We start from the raw sequence: 19,480 nt of genomic DNA on the forward strand, positions 1-19,480 counted from the left end.
CCCTGATGAGGGGTGGGGAATCCGTTCTACCGGATGGGTGTTTCAGGGCGTTTGATCGACTCGACCCGCCCTGCCAGGCATGGCCCCGTCGTGGTCCAGCCGTGGTGTGCCGGCCTGATGGGAGCCCGGGGATCGCCCGTTATCCGATTTTGACACAACGGGCACCCCGGTCGGTGCTGTCCGGATGGCAAGATGCACAGATCACACACGGTGGCGGCACTCGAAGGCGTGTGCCAGGCCACCAGCACGACACCTCACCTCTTCAGGAGGACACAGCGATGACCGCACGCACGACCAGGCGTACTGCCGCCCTTTCCCGGCTCGCCGCGGTCGCCGCCGTCGCGGTCGCCGGCACCCTGGTGCTCACCGGGTGCGGCGACCAGACCAAGAAGGACGACGCGCCGCCGCCGAGCAGCGGTGCCGCGGGCGCCGGCAGCGCGACGACCAGCGGCGCATCCGGCTCGCTGTTCTCCAAGCTGCCGCAGAAGTACCAGGACTCCAAGGTGATCCAGGTCGGCACCGACGCCTCGTACGCGCCGATGGAGCAGACCGACAACGGCAAGATCGTCGGCATCGACCCGGACCTGGGCGCCGCGCTCGGCGAGAAGCTGGGCGTGACGTTCAAGTTCACCAACGGCAAGTTCGACGGGCTGATCACCTCGCTGCAGACCGGCCGCTCCGACATTGTGATGTCCGCTATGAGCGACACCAAGGCCCGCCAGGGCGGACTGGACGACAAGGGCAAGAAGATCGGCACCGGCGTCGACTTCGTGGACTACTACAACTCCGGTTCCTCCCTGCTGGTGGCCAAGGGCAACCCCAAGGGCGTCAAGACGCTCGCCGACCTGTGCGGGCAGACCGTCGCCGTACAGCGCGGCACGATCTACGAGGACGCCTTCAAGAAGCAGAAGACCTCCTGCGGCAGCAAGGGCCTGACGATCCAGGCGTTCGACACCGACGCCGAGGCCCAGACCCGGGTCAAGGCCGGCGGCGCGGTCGCCGACCTCAACGACACCCCGGTGGCCGCCTACATCGCCCAGACCTCGAACAAGGGCGCGGACTTCGAGGTGGCCGGCGCCCCCTCGGACGCCGGACCGTTCGGTATCGCGGTGAGCAAGGACGACACGCAGCTGCGGGACGCGCTGAAGGCCGCCATGGACGCGATCGTCGCGGACGGCACCTACACCAAGATCCTGCAGAAGTGGAACGCCACCTCCGGCGCGCTCACCACCGTCGCGATCAACGGCGGCTCGTGACGTGAGCGGGACGTCCGCCGGTCGCGCCCCGAAGGGCGCGGCCGGCCCCTCCGCCGGCGACCCGGCCGTCGCCACCAGCCCCTACGAGGCGATCCGGGCCATTCCGGTACGCCACTACGGCCGGTGGGTCGCCGCCGTCGTCGTGGTGGCGCTGCTGGGCTGGCTGGCGTACGGCTTCTCGCAGGGCAAGATCCTCTGGAGCACGGTCGGCGGCAAGCTGTTCGACCACACCGTGCTCACCGGCGTGTGGCACACCGTGCTCATCTCGGTGTGCGCGATGGCCATGGGCCTGGTGCTCGGCGTGCTGTTCGCGGTCATGCGGCTGTCGAAGAACCCGGTGACCGGCGGTGTCTCCTGGCTGTACATCTGGTTCTTCCGCGGCACCCCGGTCTACGTCCAGCTGCTGATGTGGTTCAACCTCTCGCTGATCTTCCACACGATCAACCTGGGGCCGATCTACAAGAACGACACGGTCGCCGTGATGACCCCGTTCGTGGCCGCCCTGCTGGGCCTCGGCCTCAACGAGGGCGCCTACATGGCGGAGATCGTGCGCGCCGGCATCCAGTCGGTCGACGAGGGCCAGACCGAGGCGTCGCACGCGCTGGGCATGACCAGCGCCCGGACGATGCGCCGGATCGTGCTCCCGCAGGCGATGCGGGTGATCATCCCGCCCACCGGCAACGAGTTCATCAACATGCTCAAGACCTCGTCCCTGGTGTCGGTCGTGCAGTATTCGGAACTGCTGCGCGCCACCTCGGACATCGGCGTCAGCTCCAACGCGATCATGGAGATGTACTTCGTCGCCTCGATCTGGTACCTGGTGCTGACCAGCGTGTTCAGCGTCGGCCAGTTCTATCTGGAACGGCGGTACGCCCGCGGCTCGCTGCGGTCGCTGCCGCTGACCCCGTGGCAGAAGGTCAGGGCGAACCTGACCACCCTGCGCCGACCGAAGGTGGCCTGATCATGAGCACCCCCACCAGCACGGCCGAGCCCCAGCCCGGGGCCGGCGCCGGCGTCGAGCCGATGGTCAGGGCGGAGAACGTCCACAAGTCCTTCGGCGCCGCGCACATCCTCAAGGGCATCGACCTGGAGGTCGCACCCCGGGAGGTGTGCTGCCTGATCGGCCCCTCGGGCTCGGGCAAGTCCACCTTCCTGCGCTGCATCAACCACCTGGAGCAGATCAACGCCGGGCGGCTGTGGGTCGACGGCGACCTGGTCGGCTACCGGCAGCGCGGCGACCGGCTGTACGAGCTGCGCGACCGCGAGGTCGCCGCCAAGCGCCGGGACATCGGCATGGTCTTCCAGCGCTTCAACCTCTTCCCGCACATGACCGCGATCGAGAACGTCATGGAGGGCCCGGTCCAGGTCAAGCGGGAGACCAAGGCGGTCGCCCGGGAGCGGGCCGCCGCACTGCTGGAGCGGGTCGGCCTGGCGGACAAGGCCGCCAGCTACCCCTCCCAGCTGTCCGGCGGGCAGCAGCAGCGGGTGGCCATCGCCCGGGCGCTGGCCATGGAGCCCAAGCTGATGCTCTTCGACGAGCCGACCTCCGCGCTCGACCCCGAGCTGGTCGGCGACGTCCTGGACGTGATGCGCGGCCTCGCCGAGGACGGCATGACCATGATCGTGGTCACCCACGAGATGGGTTTCGCCCGCGAGGTCGGCGACGCGCTGGTCTTCATGGACGACGGCGTGGTGGTCGAGTCCGGCCGCCCGCGGGAGGTGCTCAGCAACCCGCGCCACGAGCGGACGCAGTCCTTCCTGTCGAAGGTGCTGTGACCGTGGCCCGCCGGCCCCTCCCCGCAGCGCGGCGCGTGCCCGCCCGCGCCGCCGTGCCCGTGAAGGCCGCCGCGGTAATAGCCTGGACTCAGATCCGGCTGTTACCGGGGCCGGGCCTCACCCCGTAAAGGACCAAGAGGACCACTGTGGATCTGGCCTACTACTCGGACTACGCCGTGCGCCTGGTCAACAGCGAGGAGCCGCTGCGCGGCACCGACTCGCTGACCTCGGTCGAGGCGATACGGGAGCTGATCGGCGCCTCGCACGCCGCGTCGCGCGCCGTCGACGCGGACGTGCCCCGGCTGCGCGCCGTACGCACCCGGTTGCGCGGGGTGTTCGAGGCGGCCGACGAAGGGGACGAGGTACGGGCGGTCGACCTGCTGAACGCCCTGATGCTGGAGTTCCCGGTCAGCCCCCAGGTCTCCGGGCACGACCACCTCGACGCCACCGGGCGCCCCGACTGGCACATGCACCTGGCCGACCAGGCGGTCAACGCCACCGCGAGCTACTCGGCCACCGCCTGCATGGGCCTGGCCTTCCAGCTGACGACGCTGGGAGTGGACCGGCTCGGCATCTGCGAGGCCGCCCCCTGCCGCAACGCCTACGTCGACACCTCCACCAACAGGTCCCGCCGCTACTGCTCCGACCGCTGCGCCACCCGCGCCAACGTGGCCGCCTACCGGGCCCGCAAGCGCCTGGAGAGCGACCGGTCCGGCCGCAGCGGCCGCACGCAGGACGCCGCCCAGGACGCGACACCCGCCACCGACCGCTGAAGCTCGCGGGGCCGCCGGAACCGGCCCTGCAGCTCGCGGGGCGGCCGGAACCTGCCCCTGGCCCGCGCCAGCACCAGGTCGTCGGGCACCATGCCGAACTCCCTGCTGTCGTTCTCCACGAAGGTGTTGTCGCCCAGCACCCACCACCCGCCCTCGCGGCGCTCCACCGCCCGCTTCACGATCAGCAGATCCTGCTGCAACGGATGTTTCAGGACCACGACGTCACCCTCGCGTACCAGCTCGGCGCCGCTGCTGATCTTCTGGATCAGCAGCCAGTCCCCGTGCAGCAGCGTGGGTGCCATCGACGGACCAGTGACCTCGACCAGCTGCCACGACAGCCTGGCCCCCTGCTCCCGCATGACCGCCTCCTGGTTCGTTCCTCCACCGGACCCAGGGTGACACCAGACTTTTGACCCAAGCCACCTGGGGCACCCGAGAAAACGACTCGTCCAGGGAGTAATGTCCCACCTGGAAGACGATCACGAGGAAGGACAGCCATGTTCACTCGCCTGTTCGCGCCCAAGGTGAAGGTAAGCGCGCACTGCGACCTGCCCTGCGGCGTGTACGACCCGGCTCAGGCCCGCATCGAGGCCGAGTCCGTCAAGGCCGTCCAGGAGAAGTACCAGGCCAACGAGGACGCGGACTTCCGCACGCGTGCCGTGCTCATCAAGGAGCAGCGCGCCGAGCTGGCCAAGCACCACGTCTCCGTGCTGTGGAGCGACTACTTCAAACCCCCGCACTTCGAGAAGTACCCCCAGCTCCACCAGCTGGTGAACGACACGCTCAAGGCCCTCAGCGCCGCCAAGGCCTCGAACGACCCGGCGACCGGCCAGAAGGCCCTCGACCTGATCGCGGAGATCGACAAGATCTTCTGGGAGACCAAGAAGGCCTGACCGGCTTTCAGTCGCTCCCCTGGTCGGCACCGCGCCCGGCACCAGCCCCTCGGGGAAGGTGCCGGGCGCGCTGCTTTCCCGGCGCCGCCGGCAGGGCGCTCGGCGGTCCGGCTGACGCGGCCTCATATCCCGTGTCGCCGACGGCCGTTAGCATGTGTCCCCTGATGCCCGCCATGTGACCACCGGGGGATGAGGACACGTGCTGAGCAGGTCGTCGGACGGTGTGCCTCGCGGGTTGCGCAAAGCGCTGAAAGCCGTCGAGCAGCGCTTCGGACCGGCCGCGCTCAGCGGCAGGGAGCTGGACGCCGCGGCCACCGCGTACGGCAGGGCGCTGGTGGCCGCCCTCGCGCACGACCCCGCCCTCGCCCTCAACCTGGTCGAGCGGTACGACGGGCGGCTGCCCGCGGAGGCCTACCCGCGGGCCTTCGGCCCCGCCGAACTGGCCGCGCTGCACGGCCTGGCCGGCCACTCCGACCGCGCCGCCCTCACGGTTGTCGCCACCGTCGCCGGCCGGCTGGGCGACCGCGACCTCGAAAGGCGGGCGGCCGGGCGGCTCGCGGTGCGGACCGCCGAACTCGCCGGCGCCGACGACCTGGTCTCGCTGCTCGGCCGCCGCCAGGAGGCCGGACTGCTGGACCTCGCCCTGACGACCGACGCCCTGCGCGCCTACACCGCCAGGACGGCGCTCAGCGCCGACACCGCCCTGTGGACGGCCTACTTCGACCACCTCCCCGAGCACCTGCTGCCCGACCTGTACGCGGTGCGGCTCTTCCTCGGCCGCGGCCGCGACGCCGTACGCCTCGCCGACACCCCCGCCCGCCGGCGGCAGGCCCTGGAGTGCTGCACCGCCTCGCCGCGGCCCGACGACGCCCTGGCGGGCCTCGGCCTCGCCGACGCCGAGGGCCTGGCCGCCGAGGGCAGGGCGCTCGCCGAGCGGGCCGGCACCCTGCTGTTCGCGGCCGGGAAGCCCGGCGACGCGCTGCCGTACGGCGAGAGGGCCGGGCGCCGCGACCTGGTGAGCCGCTGCCACGAGGCGCTCGGCGACCACCTCGCCGCACTCGCCGCCTGCGCCGCCGACGACACCGACCGCCTCGCCTCGCTCGCCGCCGTATGCCGCGCCGAGGTCGACGCGCACGCGGAGCGCGACGAGCGCGCCGAGGCCGTACGGCTCGCGTCGGTGATCCTGGACCACCTCGACCGGGCCGCCGCGCAGACCGAGCCGGTGCTGCGCCGGCGGGCGGAGGTGCTCGGAGTGCGTACGGCCGTCGTGGCGGTCGAACGGCACCGCCTGGAGGCGGCGCTGCGCGCGGCGCCCGACGACGGCCGCGCGGCCGTGCACCGCGAGTGGAGCACCTTCGAGGAGACCGCGGGCGAGCCCGCCGAGGCCGCCCGCCACGCCGCGGACGCCGGCGACCTCTACCGGGCGCACCGCCTCTACCGCGCCGCCGAGCGCTACGGTGAGGCCGACCGGGTCCTGCAGGGCGACGACTCGCCGCGCGGCCGGGCCGCCCGCGCCGAGGCCCGCGAGGCCGGCGGCGACCTGCTCGGCGCGGCCCGGGTCCACGAGCAGGCGGGCCGGCACGAGGAGGCCGCCGCCCTCTACGCCAGGGCCGACGACCCCGCCGCGGCCGCCCGCTGCCTGATCCTGGCGAAGGGCGACGAAGCCGTCGAGGACGAGCGGCTGCACGGATTCCTGCGCCAGGCCGGCGACATCGCCCAGCTCGTCCACCTGTGCCTGGACGCGCTGGACCGCCGCGGGCTCGCCTCGTCCGCGGCCGAGTCGCTGCGCCGGCTGGTCGCCGAGGACGACGCGGCGATACCCGAGCCGCTGCGCCCGCGGGTACGGGAGGCGCTGGACGCGATCGGAGCCGTCGGCCGCGGCGCGTTCGAGGACCGGATCGCCGGCTGGGTGGAGCGCGCGCGGGCCGACGTCGACCGCCGCTTCGCCCCGGTCTGGGGCCTCGACCTGGGCACCAGCACCTGCGTCGCCGCCGTCTACGACAGCGCCACGGGACGCCCGGTGACCTGCCCCGACGGAGGCAAGCCGCACTTCGCCTCGACGCTGACGGTGACCGAGCGCGGCGAGGAGATCGTCGGCCTGACCGGCGACCAGATCCTCGCCCCCTGGGTGGTCGGCCACATCAGCGCCGCCAAGCGCCGGATGGGCGACGGCGTCGTCTTCAAGATCCGCGACCGCGAATACCGCCCGGAGGAGGTCGCCGCCCGGCTGATCCGGCACGCCAGGTCCCTGGTGGAGAAGCTGCTCTCTGACCGGGTCGGCGAGGCGGTCGCCGAGCTGGCCCGCGCCGAGCTGGGGCAGATCAGGGACGAGTGGCTGGTGTGGGCCGCCGAGCGGTACGACTTCTCGCTGCCGCGGCCGGAGGCCGTCCTCACCATCCCCGCCTACTTCCTGAACAACGCCAAGCAGGCCACCCGCAACGCGTGCGAGATCGCCGGCGTCACCCCCGTACGGCTGATCCACGAGCCCACCGCCGCCTGCATGGAGGCCGCCCGGCAGCGGCGCCTCGACGGGCAGATCGTCGTGGTGGACCTCGGCGCCGGCACCCTCGACGTCAGCGCGCTCGACGTCGACAGCAACGTCTACGACGTCGAGCAGGTCCTCGGCGACAACCAGTACGGCGGCCAGGACTTCGACGCCCTCATCGCCGACGAGCTGGCGGCCCGGCTGCGGACCCGTGGCCTGGACGTGCCCAGGACCGGCCGGGCCAGGAAGCGCCTCGCGCTGGCCGCCGAGCACCTCAAGATCGCCCTGTCGTCGCAGGACGAGGCCGAATACACCCTCAACGCCTTCCTCGACCGCCCCGAGGTCCGGATCGAACTGGACCGCGAGGACCTGGCCCGGCTGCTGGCCGGCTCGCTGCGCACCCTGCGGGAGGTGTGCAAGCGGATGAAGGCCGGGATGACCGTGCCGGCCAGGCATCTGGTGCTGGTCGGCGGCCCGATGCTCTCGCCGCTGGTCAGCGGCGCCGTCGAGCGGGTCTTCGACCTCAGGCGCACCGTCCTGCCCGACGCCAGGGCCGCCGTCGCCTGCGGCGCCGCGCTCCAGGGCGCGGCACTGACCGGGCACCTGGAGGACACCCTGCTGCTGGACGTCACCCCCTTCCCGCTGGGCATCGCCGTCCGCGAGGAGGACGGCAACGAGGGCTTCTCCGTCCTGGTCGAGCGGAACACCAAGATCCCCACCAGGCGCTCCGACGTCTTCACCACCGTCCGCGACGACCAGGACGAAGTGCTGATCGAGGTCTACAACGGGCAGATCGACCCCCGCTCCAAGATCGGCGTCGTCCCGCTGACCGGCATCCCGCCGCTGCCCGCGGGCGCGGCGCAGATCGAGGTCACCTTCGAGTTCGACGCCAGCTGCCTGCTGACGGTCACCGCGCGGGACCAGGGCACCGGCAACAGCAGGTCGGTCGACTTCACCGACACCACCCTGCTCTCGCCCGGGGAGATCAGGACCATGGCGGAGCGGCACACCGACCAGCGGGAGCTGGAGCGCGTGCGGCGCGAGCTGCGGGAGCTCTCGGACGGCGCCGACGTCGACTGCGAGCGGGTGTGCCGGGAGTTCAGGGAGCGCCTCGCCGCCCACCGGCCCTCCCGTGAACCGGTCGACGCGGCCACCCAGCGGCTGCTCGCCGAGATGTACGGCCCGGAGCCGGCCGAGCTGGAGAGCGAACTGCTCTCGCTGCGCGACCCGTTGCGCGACCTGCTGACCACCGTGCGGGACCACCTCGCCCAGCCGCCCGCCGTGGACCGGCTCCCCGCCGGCCGGCACCTGGCCGACCAGCTCGGCGAGCGCCTCGGGCGGATGCGGCTCGGCGTGGCCCGCATCGCCCGCTGGAACGACGTCCTGGCGGCGCTGGCCGCCGCCGACCGCGACCCGCTGCGCCGCTTCCGCTCGCTGCACGACGCCGGCGACCACGGCAGGGCGCTGCGCGCGCTCGCGGAGCTGGCCGAGCCGCCGGCCGAGCCCGAGGACCTGCGGCGGCGGCTGCGCTGCCTGGCCGGCGTCGGCGACGTCGAGGGCTACCGGCGCTTCCTGCTCCAGGACGCCGACCGGCTGCCGGCCCTGGTCCGCGACCCGCGGCGGCCCGAGCTGTTCGCGGCGGCGGCCGGTTCCGCTCTGGCCCGCGTCGGGGACGGCGGCGGCTTCCTGATCTCCGACCGCCACGTCCTGACCAGCCGCCGGTGGCTGGCCGAGGATCCCGCCGCGACCGAGGTACGCCTCGCCGGCGGCGCGCAGGCCGTACGCCGGGCCTTCCTCCCCGACACCGCCGCCCTCGACACCGCGGTGCTGCTGCTGGCGGAACCCGTACCGACCCGGCCGCTGCGGCTGGGCTTCCCCCGGCTCACCCACATCGGCGACCCGATACGGGCGGCAGCGCCCGGCGGGGCGCTGCTCCCGGGCATCATCGAGAAGTTCGAGGCCTTCCCCGAACAGGGCCTGCACCTCTACCGCACCGACCTGCGGTTGCCGGCCGCCGCGGCCGGCGGCCCGCTGCTCAACGAGCTGGGCGAGGTGATCGGCGCGCTGGCACCGGGCGGCGAGGCGCAGCCGGCCTTCGCCATCACCGCGGACTCGCTGGCGCCGCTGCTGGCCGGCGCCGGTTTCGGATGGGGCGCCGAGGGCGGCGGCGACGCGGGATGAGCGGGTGCGTTAGCGTCGGGGCATGTTCGCCGTATACGCCGCAGGCATCGACGCAGAGCACCCGCTGAACGGACTGGAGCTGGGCGAGCGCCCCGAGCCGGAGAAGCGCGAGGGCTGGAGCACCGTCACGGTCAGGGCCGCCTCGCTCAACCACCACGACCTGTGGTCGCTGCGCGGAGTGGGCCTGGGGCAGGAGAGCCTGCCGATGATCCTCGGCTGCGACGCCGCCGGGATCGACGAGGACGGCAACGAGGTCGTGCTGCACTCGGTGATCGGGCAGACCGGCCACGGGGTCGGCCCGCACGAGCGGCGGTCGCTGCTCACCGAGAAATACCAGGGCACGCTGGCCGAACGGGTCACGGTGCCCACCTGGAACGTGCTGCGCAAGCCGGCCGCGCTGAGCTTCGAGGAGGCGGCCTGCCTGCCCACGGCGTGGCTCACGGCCTATCGGATGCTCTTCACCAACGCGGCGGTACGACCGGGGGACGCGGTCCTCGTCCAGGGCGCCGGGGGCGGAGTCGCCACTGCTGCCATCGTGCTGGGACAAGCGGCGGGACTGAGAGTCTACGCGACCAGTCGTGACGCCGGCAAGCGCCAACGGGCCCTGGAATTGGGCGCGCACGCCGTCGTGGAGCCCGGCGGACGGCTGCCCGAGCGGGTCGACGCGGTCATCGAGACGGTGGGCGCCGCCACCTGGTCGCACTCGGTCAAGTCGCTGCGACCCGGCGGCACCCTGGTCATCTCCGGCGCGACCAGCGGACCCAACCCGCCCGCCGCCGAGCTGAACCGGATCTTCTTCCTCGAACTGCGGGTCGTCGGCTCGACCATGGGCACCAAGGACGAGCTGGAGGACCTGCTGAACTTCTGCGCGACCACCGGCGTGCGCCCGGTCATCGACACCGTCCTGCCGATGGACCGGGCCCGCGAGGGCTTCGAACAGCTGGAGCGCGGCGAGGTGTTCGGCAAGATCGTGCTCACCGCCGGCTGACCCCTTCCGGGAACCGCGTCAGCGCTTCCCGGTACGCAGCGCGGCCGTGATCTGCGCGGCCGCCGCCGCCAGATGGCGCCGCACCTCGCGCAACTGGCCGTCGTCCACGCCCAGGTCGCGGGCGGTGTCGCGGACGTCGTCACGGAAGCGGTCGAGCAGCCGCTCCAGGTCGCGCACCGGGTCGTCCGACGGCGGGGTGCCGTCGTCCGCCGCGTCCTCGGGTGCGGCCGGCGCGTGTCCCGGCCCGGCCTCCGAGCCCTGTCCGGGGCCGGCCGGCCGGCCGCCGCCGAACTGGCCGAGCTGCCTGGTCAGTTCCGCCAGGCCCTCGCGGACGCCCGCCTGCCAGTCGCCGCCGCGCGCGTGCGACTGGACCTGCTCCTGCACCTGCCGGACGATCTGCTGCACCTCGTCGCGCGCGCTGTCCACCGCGTCCCGGGCGTCCTTCGCCTGCCGGCGCGCGGCCCGCGCCTCCTCCTTGGCCCTGCGGCTCTCGTCCTTGGCGCGCTGCGCCCGCTCCCGCCACTCCTGCTTGACGTCCCACGTCCTGCCGGCCTCGTCGTCCGGCCGGCTGCGGGCCTGCTGGGCCGCGGCCCGCACCTCCCGGCGCAGGTCGCCGGCGGCGCCGCGGACGTCCTCGCGGATCTCGGCGGCCAGCGTGGAGACGGACTCGCGGATCTCCGCTTCGAGCCCGGCGATCTCGTCGGACCGCGAGGCCAGTTCTGCGCGGCCCTCGTCGGTGAGGGCGTAGACCTTCCTGCCGCCCTCGGTGGAGTGGGTGACCAGGCCCTCCTTCTCCAGTTTCGCCAGCCGCGGGTAGACCGTGCCGGCCGAGGGCGCGTACAGGCCCTGGAAGCGTTCCTCCAGCAGCCGGATCACTTCGTAGCCGTGCCGCGGCGACTCGTCGAGCAGCTTGAGCAGGTACAGCCGCAGCCGGCCGTGGGCGAAGACGGGCGGCATGTCAGACGTCCTTCCTGAGCGAGGGCGCGTCCTCCAGCGGTGGCCTGCGCAGCAGGGCGATCGCACCCGAGACGGTGGTCGCCCGCAGCCTGGCCCCGCCGGAGCCGACCCGGCCGGTGATGCGCTTGGCCCCCCACTGGCCGGTGACCTGCAACTCCTCGAAGGCGCAGGACACGCGGCCGCTGGTGGTGTTGGCGTCGACGTCGGCGTCGCCCGGCTCCGGGATGCGGATGGCGATCTCGCCGGACACGGTGGTCAGCCGGACGTCGGCGCCGGCCGACGGGTCCAGGTCCAGCACCATGCTGCCGCTGACCGAGTCCGCCCTGACCTCGGAGCCGCTGCCCTCCACGACGGTGAGGTGGCCGGAGACGGTGTTGACCCGCAGGTCGCCCGACACTGACTGGGCCTCGACGTTCCCGGCGACCGTGTTGGCCTTCACCGGGCCGGTGAGCCCGACCAGCGTGGTGTCGCCGTTCACGCCCTGCACGACGGTGGGCCCGCTGATCCCGGAGATCACCGCTCCGGCGCCGACCACTCCGACCTCGACGGAGGTGTGCGCGGGCACCGCGAGGGAGATCACCGCGCGCCGCCGCCAGCCGTGGCGGTCGTGCCACTTGAGCAGGCCCTTCCAGCTGAGGTCCTCGTACGCGACGGTCAGCGCCGACCCGACCCGCTCGACCTTCAGCGGCGGCCCGTCCAGCTCGGTGACCTCCATCCGGGTCGGCCCCTCGTCGATCCCGACGACGTTGACGGCGCCCCCGACGATCCGCACGCACAGCGTGTCTATGGCGTCCTCGAACTCGAACTTCCCGGGTTCCGACACGGTCCGTTCCACGGTGGTCCTCCCTGAGCGCGACCTCAACGCGGTATATCGCGTCCTCGTAGAACACACGATATATCGCGTCCACGGGAAGTCAAGCCACCGCCCTGCCGGGCAGGACCCGGGGCACGGGCGCCGCGCCGTTCGCGGCCGGGCGCTCCGCCGCGGGCTTTCCCAGGGGTGCCCACGCGCCCCTGGGGGCTGCCCCTTGCGGTGCGTTGCCTGCCTGCGGCTGCGTCGTGGCTTGTCGCGCCGTACCCCGCGCCCCTGGTGGTGTGCCCTCTGGGCGGCTCAGGCGTCGTCCTCGTCGTCGAGGCGGGCCAGCCAGGTCGCCAGGCGCTCCACCGGGACCTCGAAATCCGGGTTGAGGTCCACGAATTCGCGCAGGCGGTCGGCGAGCCACTCCAGCGTGACCTCCTCCTCTCCGCGCCGGTCGGCGAGCTCCTCGATGCCGCGGTCGGTGAAGTACAAGTTCTGCTCCTGAAACAGGGGTGGGAGGGTCGCCGGACGGGGAAGAACAGCGAAGGACGGGGACAGACTGGACAAGGATAGGAGTTGCCCGAAGGGCCTCGTGCAGGCGCCGGCAGGCGCTAGCCTTCGGGGAAGATCGGCCAGTGGGGGGTGGCATGGGTGCGCTGACCGCTGTGACGGATGCGACAGGTGCGATCGACGGCGCGGGGGGAGCGGGGTGACGCCGCGGAGCGATGAGCCCGAGCCCATCGACCCGGCGGAATTCCTCGTCCCGCTGGTCCGCGACGCGACCGTCGGCGTCCACGGTGCGACGCCCGGCCACCCGCTGTACGGCAGCGGCTTCTTCGTCGCGCCGAACTGGGTTCTGACCTGCGCCCACGTGGCGTGCCGGAGTTCGGAGGACGCGGAGGGGGCGGCAGGTGTGGGCCAGCCGGCGGCGCGCGCGGTCACGGTCGGCTGGGGCGGCCGCATGCTCGACGGCGTGGTCGAGTGGGCCCAGCCGGCCGAGCACGACGGCGGCAGCTGGCCCGCCCCCGACCTCGCGCTGATCCGGCTGCTCGACCCGGTCGACCACCCCTGCGTGTGGCTGACCGAGCGCACCGCCAAGGCCTACACGACCAACCAGGTCGCCTTCTTCGGCTACACCGCGGCCGAGGCGGGACCGGAGTCGTACAACGGCAGGTGCACCATCAGCGGCCAGGTCGGCATCGGCGGCGTCCTCAAGCTCGGCAATGAGGACGAGATGCCGCACGGCGTGTCCGGCGGGCCGGTGGTCGACCTGGTGCGCGGCGAGGTCATCGGGGTGCTCAAGGCCCGCAGGCGCGGGCAGGACGGCGGCCAGGCCGTCGGCATCCAGCAGTTACGCCGGCTGCCCGCGGGCGACCCGGCGGACCCGTCGCTCGACCTCTACCACCGGGTGATGACCGCGCACGACCTCTACCACGCCGACCGGCACGCCTTCGTCCGCGACGACGGCGGCACCTGGACCGACGCGCACAGCGAGATCGGCGCCTGCGCCGGCCGCGCCCTGACCCCCGGCCAGCGCACCCGGCTGCTCGGGCTGCTGGCCGAGCTGCCGCCACCGGTCGACGCGAACAGCCTCAAGGGCGTCGTCGAGGCGGTCCGCGGCGGTCCTGCCCAGGGCCTGACGGTCGCCCCGCGCGGCTGGCGCGACGGCCTCGGGCTGCTCTACGACCTGCGGCGCGGCACCGCCGAGCTGGAGGCGGTGCTGCGGTACGCGGTGCACGCCGCCACCGCCGACCGGGTCACCGCCGCCGACGAGTCGGCGGAGCGCACGCTGTGGGAGTGGGCCCAGCAGACCGCCGCCGACGCCGAGGACACCCTCGGCAAGCTCTTCCGCCGCACGCTGGTCGACGAGCGCAGGAGCCGGCTGCGGGTGCGGGCCGCCCCGGGCGCCGACCGGGTGCCGGCCGAACAGCACGGCACCGAGGCCCTGTTGCAGATCTCGCCGCGCGGCTGGGAACCCGGCCGCTACGACTGGCGGGTGAGCGTGGTGCCGCGCAGCGGCGAAGTGGAGTGCGTGGAGGAGCAGTTCGACCCGGGCACCGACCTGGAGGCGCTGGCTCCCAGGCTGCGCGAGCCGCTGCGCGAGGTCTTCCGCCGCTGCGACGGCCCCGGCACCCTCGCCGTCATCCAACTCGCCGTGCCAGGCGCACTGGTGGGCCGCTTCTCCGACGTCCGGCTGCTCGGCATCGAGGCCGACCGGCCGGTGGTGATCCGGCGTACCGACATGCCGGACGAGGACCGGCCGGAGGCCGACGAGCGTGCCGCCCGCTGGCGCACCCTGCACGAGCAGCCGCCCCGTACGCACATCCTGGACTGCGACGAGGGCGCCGCGTGCCCGCTGCCCGACGAGGCCGACCTGCGCGCCCGGCCCCGCGACACCCTGCCGGCGCTGTGCCGCAGTGCCGCCACCGCACCCGAGGCGCTGGACCGTATCGTCCGCGGCGGCTACAGCGTCGCCCTGTGGCGCCGCCGGCCGGTCGCCCAGGAGTCGGTCTGCGCGGACTTCCACCGCGGCATGGGCAGGGCGGTGCGCGACGCCAGGTCGGCCGGCCGGCTGCCGCGGCTGCTCGTGGAACTGCGGGCCGAGGTGGACGACGGGGTGCCGGAGAAGTTCTGGGCCTCGGGACTCATGCTCTTCTACGACGATCCGACCCGGCCGCTGCCCGGGACCGACGAGCCGCTGGAGACCCCTTGACCAGGGATGCGAGGTATCGAGGTGAGTGACATGACCGAGTCCGGCCCGTCCGGCGACTGGCTCATCTACCGCGGCACCGGGGAACCCCACACCCGAGTCGACGGGCTGCCCGAGCCGCCGCCCTGGCGGGACTTCGACGGCGGCCCCCTGGTCGCGGCGGGACCCGGACCCGACAGCTCCTCGGCCCGCAGGCTCGGCGCCTACCGGCACATGGCCGAAATGCACCGGCCCAACCCGGAGGAGCTGGAGATGGTCAACGCGGCGCTGTATCTGCGCCGCCCGCTGCTGGTCACCGGCAGCCCCGGCGCCGGAAAGAGCACGCTGGCGCACGCGGTGGCCTACGAGCTGGGGCTGGGCCGGGTGCTGCACTGGCCGATCGTCAGCCGCAGCACCCTGCAGGACGGGCTCTACCGCTACGACGCCATCGCCCGGCTCCAGGACAACCAGATCGCCGCCCACTCCGGCACCGCCCCGCCCGGCGGCATCGGCAGCTACATCCGGCTCGGCCCGCTCGGCACCGCGCTGCTGCCCACCGCCAAGCCCCGGGTGCTGCTCATCGACGAGCTGGACAAGAGCGACATCGACCTGCCCAACGACCTGCTGAACGTGATGGAGGAGGGCGAGTACGGCATTCCCGAACTCGAACGCCTCGCGGAGCGCGAACCGCAGGTCGACGTCCTCACCGACGACGGCGCGAAGGTCACCGTCAGGGAGGGCAGGGTCCGCTGCCGGGCCTTCCCCTTCGTGATCCTCACCAGCAACGGCGAGCGCGACTTCCCCGCGCCGCTGCTGCGCCGCTGCATCCACCTGGAGCTGGACCGCCCCGACCACCAGCGGCTGTCCACAGTGGTGCGCGCCCACCTCGGCGACGAGGCGGCCTCCCTCGGCGAGGACCTGGTCGCCCGCTTCCTGGACCGCTCCCGCAGCGAGTTGCTGGCCACCGACCAGCTGCTCAACGCGATCTACCTCACCCACCACGCCGCGCCGCCCACCCGTTCCCGACTCGCGGACATGCTCATCCAACGGCTCGACCGGCCCAGGTGAGGCGGCTGTGGACGCCGAGCCGAACCGCAGACCCGAGCAGCAGGCGGGGCCGCCCACCGAGGACGCCACCGGGCGGCGGGCCGCACCCGACCCGCTGGCCGAATTCGTCGGCAGGCTGAGCGGCGCCGGGCTCGAAACCGGCACCGGCGAACTGGCCGACGCCCTCTGGCTGGCCCGCTGGTCGACACCGACCGCCCCGGAACCGCAACCGGTGGGCCTGCCGAGCACTCCCGCCCCCGAAAGCGGCGGCGGCCAGGGCGGCGACCCCGGCGACCTGCCGCAGGTCCCCGCGGACGGCACCGACGGGCGCGGCAAGCGCCTGGTGCCGCCCGACCCGGACGACGGCGGCATGGTCGACCTCTACCCCGGGGTGGCCGAGCCCGGCCGCGGCCCGGCGGGCGCCGCCGGCCTCACCGTCGCGGTGCCCGAGGCCACCGCCCTGCCGCGGCTGCTCGAACTCCAGTCGGCGCTGCGCCCGTTGCAGCGCTACCGCAGCCCCGCCCGGCCGCTGCGGGAAGTCCTGGACGAATCCGCCACCGCCGAGCGCTCCGCCCTGGCCGGCGGGCTGCTGCTGCCGGTCTTCCGCCCGGTCGGCCGCGGCAACGCCGTCATGCAGTTGCTGATGGACGCCTCCTCCTCGATGTACGTGTGGGAGCTGATGCTGCGCGAGCTGGGCGGCGTCTTCGAACGCCTCGGCGCCTTCCACGAGGTGCAGGTCCGCCATCTGCACGCCACCCCCGAGGGCGCCCCCGCCGTCAGCGGCCGCTTCGACCCGGAACCGTCCGCGCTGCGCTCCGCCGACCAGCTGATCGACCCCACGGGCCGCCGTATCACCCTGCTGGTCAGCGACTGCGCCGGGCCGCTGTGGCGCTCGGGCCAGGCGCACCGGCTGCTGCACCGGCTCGCCGGGCACGGCCCGGTGGCCGTCCTGCAACCGCTGCCCGCCCGGCTGTGGTCGCGCACCCGGCTGCCGGTCTCCTACGGGGTGCTGCACCGGGCCGACGGCCCGCTGCCCGCCTCGCCGCTGCGCTTCTCGGCCGGCGCCGGCGGCTTCACCACCCCGCCCGCGGGCGACGCGCTGCCGGTGCCCGTACTGCCGCCCACCGCGCAGGCGCTGGGCGCCTGGGCGCGGCTGCTGGCCGGCCTCGGCGCCGGCGAGGTGCCGGCCGCCGTCGGCTGGGTGCGCTCCGACCAGCCGCCGAGCCCCGCCCGCCCGCGCCGGGCGGCCGCACCGCCCAACGCCCTGGTCGGCCGCTTCCGCTCGGCCGCCTCGCCCGCCGCGGCCCAGCTCGCCGTCTACCTGTCGGCCGCGCCGCTCTTCCTGCCCGTCATGCAGCTCGTCCAGCGCACCATGCTGCCCGACTCGGGCCCCGCGGAACTGGCCGAAGTGCTGCTCAGCGGACTGGTGGTCAAGGCCGAGGGCAACGACCACCGGTGGTACGAATTCGCGCCCGGCGTGCGGGACGTGCTGCTCGGGCCGCTCGGCATCGACGAGGCCCGCCTGGTGCTCAAGCACTGCTCCGAGTACGTCGAGCAGCGCTTCGGCCGCAGCGGCCCCAACTTCCCCGCGCTGGCCATCAACCAGCTCTCCGACGGCCCCAGCGACGCGGTCGCCGACGCGGCCGTCGCCTCCGCCGCCAGGGACACCGCCCGCGCGGAGGGCTCCGCCGCCGGCGTCGACTCCCAGCAGCCCTTCGCCGAGGTCGCCGCCCGGGTCCTGGAGCGCTTCGTGCCGCTGTCAGGACCCGGCGGCCCCGGTGCCGTCCGCGGCGGCGTGCGGCCCGGCGGGGCGGGCGGCACCTCGTCCGTGGTCCTGCGGGCCAGGGAGCTCGTGGCCAGATTCCGCGACGAGGGCATGGTGCAGAACCTGATGGAGGCCGTGCAACTGCTGCGCCGCGCCGCCTCCGAGGAATTCCGGCACGGCACCGACCCCGAGCTGTGGAGCGAACTCGCCGAGCAGCTCATCAGGTTGTGGCGGCTGCGCGGCGGCGTCGGCCTGCTGCGCGAGGCCCAGGACGCCGCGGAGACCGCCGCCGCCCACCCCGGGTCGGTCAAGGCCCGCGCGGTGCGGGCCGGGGTGCTGCGCGCCTCCGCCGACGACCGGTCCGCGGTCGGCGACACCCGCGGCGCGCTGGAGCTGCTGCGCCGCGCCGACCGCGAACTGACCGCCGTCTGCGCCTCGCCCGGCCTCGAACGCCGCGAGCTGCTCGCCGCCACCCTGGAGCGGGTCCAGATCCTGGAGGACCAGTGGCTCATCAGCGGCGAGACCGTGCTGCTCGAAGAGACCGTCGGCTCGCTCGAAGCCTTCGCGGACGCCTGGCCGCCGGGCGACGACCGCCCCAGCCAGCTCGCACTCGCCCACGGCCGCGCCCTGCTCCGGCTGGCCGGCGCCGCCCCCGACCGGGAGCGCCAGCAGGTCTGCGCGCAGCAGGCCGCCGCGTCCTTCGAAGCCGGCCTCGACGGTCTGCAACGCGAGGACGCCGCCCACGAGCAGGTGGTCGCCGCGACCCTCGCCCTGGTCGACGCGCTGCTGGTGGTGGGCGGCCGGACGGCCGAGGCCCAGCGGCTGGTGGACCGCGCGCTCGGCGAGACCCGCGACCGGCTGCAGCGCGCCGCCATCCTCGCCAGGGCCGGCCGGATCAGGGCGGCCCGGCACGCCGAGGGCGGCCCGCCCGGTGAACTGGAGGCCGCCGCCGGGCGGTTCGCGGAGGCCTGCCGCCTCACCCCGCGCGACCGCCCCGAATACAGCGACCTCGTCGCCGAATGGGGGGCCGCGCTGCTCGACCGGGCCGCGCTTCCCGGCGGCGAGATGTTCGTCAACCGGGCGGTCCTGGTCCTTCGCGACTGCCGGATGGAGACGCCCACCGACGACCCCCGGCTGCCCGCCCGGCTGCTGATGCTCGGCCGCGCCCTGGTGCTGCGCTACACCGCGGAAGGCGACCTGGTCGACCTGCGCGAGGCCGAACACGTCCTGGGCCGGGCCGTGCAGCCCGCGGTCGACCCCGCGCAGATCGCCAGGATCTCCTACGAGCTGGGGGAGGTGCACCGGCTCGGATACCACCACACCCAGCGCGCGGAACGCCTCGACCGCGCGGCCGACGCCTACCGGCGCGCGGCGGACGCCGCGGACACCGCCGCCGCCCGCGCCTTCGACCGGCGCCCCATGGTGCGGCTCGCCGCACAGGCGCATCATTGGCGTGGCGAGGTCTACACCTCCGCCCACCGCAAACGTGCCGCGGCCGAGGCCTACCGCGCGGCGCTGGCCGGCTGGCGCCAACTCCCGGACGAGGACGGCGAAGCCGGCCGCCACACCGCCGAGCGCCTGGCCGCGCTCGCCGCACCCTGACACGGAGGTCCGTGATGGAAGCAGAGCCGCACGGCGGCGCGACCGCGCCCGACGTACTGACCCTGGACCTGGAGAGCCTGCGGACGGTCGAACACCCGGTGCTTGCCGCGCTGTTGAGCGACCTGCGGGAGCGGGTCGCCGCCACCGGCGGCGAGGCTCTCTGGGGCTTCGACAACTCGATGTAGGCCGGTCGCCTTTCCCGCCGGGGAGCGCCCCGCCCCGGGCGTCGGGGCGCGGCGGGGCACGGTTACGGCCAAATCGAACGCCGG

Annotated in this window: 15 protein-coding genes; 11 read left to right on the top strand and 4 right to left on the bottom strand. The window is 73.9% G+C overall.

The window, feature by feature from the left end; genetic code table 11:
- Window positions 1-278 precede the first annotated feature (278 nt).
- From BUE44_RS02895 to BUE44_RS02910, 4 genes are all read left to right on the top strand, one after another.
- On the top strand, window positions 279-1,256 hold the full coding sequence (locus tag BUE44_RS02895) for an ABC transporter substrate-binding protein (protein ID WP_073493208.1): 978 nt from the start codon (window positions 279-281) through the stop codon (window positions 1,254-1,256).
- Between the two features lies 1 nt (window position 1,257).
- Complete coding sequence (locus BUE44_RS02900; RefSeq protein ID WP_073493210.1) at window positions 1,258-2,217, top strand: amino acid ABC transporter permease; 960 nt, start codon at window positions 1,258-1,260, stop codon at window positions 2,215-2,217.
- Between the two features lie 62 nt (window positions 2,218-2,279).
- Window positions 2,280-3,032: an amino acid ABC transporter ATP-binding protein gene (locus tag BUE44_RS02905; protein WP_073493461.1), complete on the top strand. Its 753-nt coding sequence runs from the start codon at window positions 2,280-2,282 to the stop codon at window positions 3,030-3,032.
- A gap of 146 nt (window positions 3,033-3,178) precedes the next feature.
- Entirely contained in the window at window positions 3,179-3,805 is a 627-nt protein-coding gene (locus tag BUE44_RS02910; RefSeq protein WP_073493212.1) for a CGNR zinc finger domain-containing protein, read from the top strand.
- On the opposite strand, the gene sodX is transcribed toward BUE44_RS02910, so the two are convergent.
- Complete coding sequence (gene sodX / locus BUE44_RS02915; RefSeq protein ID WP_073493213.1) at window positions 3,709-4,164, bottom strand: nickel-type superoxide dismutase maturation protease; 456 nt, start codon at window positions 4,162-4,164, stop codon at window positions 3,709-3,711. The genes BUE44_RS02910 and sodX overlap by 97 nt on opposite strands.
- A gap of 138 nt (window positions 4,165-4,302) precedes the next feature.
- On the opposite strand from sodX, the gene sodN reads away from it, so the two are divergent.
- From sodN to BUE44_RS02930, 3 genes are all read left to right on the top strand, one after another.
- Window positions 4,303-4,698, top strand: coding sequence for a superoxide dismutase, Ni (gene sodN / locus BUE44_RS02920; protein WP_033171806.1), 396 nt, complete (start codon window positions 4,303-4,305; stop codon window positions 4,696-4,698).
- Window positions 4,699-4,933: 235 nt separating this feature from the next.
- Window positions 4,934-9,364 carry an Hsp70 family protein gene (locus BUE44_RS02925; RefSeq protein ID WP_073493215.1) on the top strand — a complete coding sequence of 1,477 codons (4,431 nt, stop codon included), beginning with the start codon at window positions 4,934-4,936 and terminating at the stop codon, window positions 9,362-9,364.
- A 22-nt stretch (window positions 9,365-9,386) separates the two neighbouring features.
- The gene (locus tag BUE44_RS02930; protein ID WP_073493217.1) at window positions 9,387-10,352 is read left to right on the top strand and encodes a zinc-binding dehydrogenase; all 966 of its coding nucleotides are present in this window, start codon (window positions 9,387-9,389) and stop codon (window positions 10,350-10,352) included.
- 18 nt (window positions 10,353-10,370) lie between these two features.
- On the opposite strand, the gene BUE44_RS02935 is transcribed toward BUE44_RS02930, so the two are convergent.
- The 3 genes from BUE44_RS02935 to BUE44_RS02945 all read right to left on the bottom strand — a co-directional run bounded on the left by BUE44_RS02935 (window position 10,371) and on the right by BUE44_RS02945 (window position 12,600).
- Entirely contained in the window at window positions 10,371-11,309 is a 939-nt protein-coding gene (locus tag BUE44_RS02935) for a PadR family transcriptional regulator (RefSeq protein WP_073493219.1), read from the bottom strand.
- Window position 11,310: 1 nt separating this feature from the next.
- Window positions 11,311-12,144, bottom strand: coding sequence for a DUF4097 family beta strand repeat-containing protein (locus BUE44_RS02940; RefSeq protein WP_073493222.1), 834 nt, complete (start codon window positions 12,142-12,144; stop codon window positions 11,311-11,313).
- Between the two features lie 276 nt (window positions 12,145-12,420).
- Window positions 12,421-12,600 (bottom strand): DUF6104 family protein, encoded by a 180-nt coding sequence (locus BUE44_RS02945; RefSeq protein WP_073493224.1) that lies wholly within the window; start codon window positions 12,598-12,600, stop codon window positions 12,421-12,423.
- Between the two features lie 217 nt (window positions 12,601-12,817).
- Here BUE44_RS02945 and BUE44_RS02950 point away from each other — a divergent pair, with 217 nt between their 5' ends.
- From BUE44_RS02950 to fxsA, 4 genes are read left to right on the top strand one after another with little or no spacing between them, the layout of a single operon-like run.
- On the top strand, window positions 12,818-14,821 hold the full coding sequence (locus BUE44_RS02950) for a VMAP-C domain-containing protein (RefSeq protein WP_073493226.1): 2,004 nt from the start codon (window positions 12,818-12,820) through the stop codon (window positions 14,819-14,821).
- Window positions 14,822-14,851: 30 nt separating this feature from the next.
- Window positions 14,852-15,865: an AAA family ATPase gene (locus BUE44_RS02955; RefSeq protein WP_073493228.1), complete on the top strand. Its 1,014-nt coding sequence runs from the start codon at window positions 14,852-14,854 to the stop codon at window positions 15,863-15,865.
- Window positions 15,866-15,872: 7 nt separating this feature from the next.
- Entirely contained in the window at window positions 15,873-19,211 is a 3,339-nt protein-coding gene (locus BUE44_RS02960; RefSeq protein ID WP_079189417.1) for an SAV_2336 N-terminal domain-related protein, read from the top strand.
- Window positions 19,212-19,225: 14 nt separating this feature from the next.
- The gene (fxsA, locus tag BUE44_RS02965) at window positions 19,226-19,396 is read left to right on the top strand and encodes an FxSxx-COOH cyclophane-containing RiPP peptide (RefSeq protein WP_073493230.1); all 171 of its coding nucleotides are present in this window, start codon (window positions 19,226-19,228) and stop codon (window positions 19,394-19,396) included.
- Window positions 19,397-19,480 lie beyond the last annotated feature (84 nt).

This window comes from Actinacidiphila paucisporea (assembly GCF_900142575.1).
GTDB classification, from domain to species: domain Bacteria; phylum Actinomycetota; class Actinomycetes; order Streptomycetales; family Streptomycetaceae; genus Actinacidiphila; species Actinacidiphila paucisporea.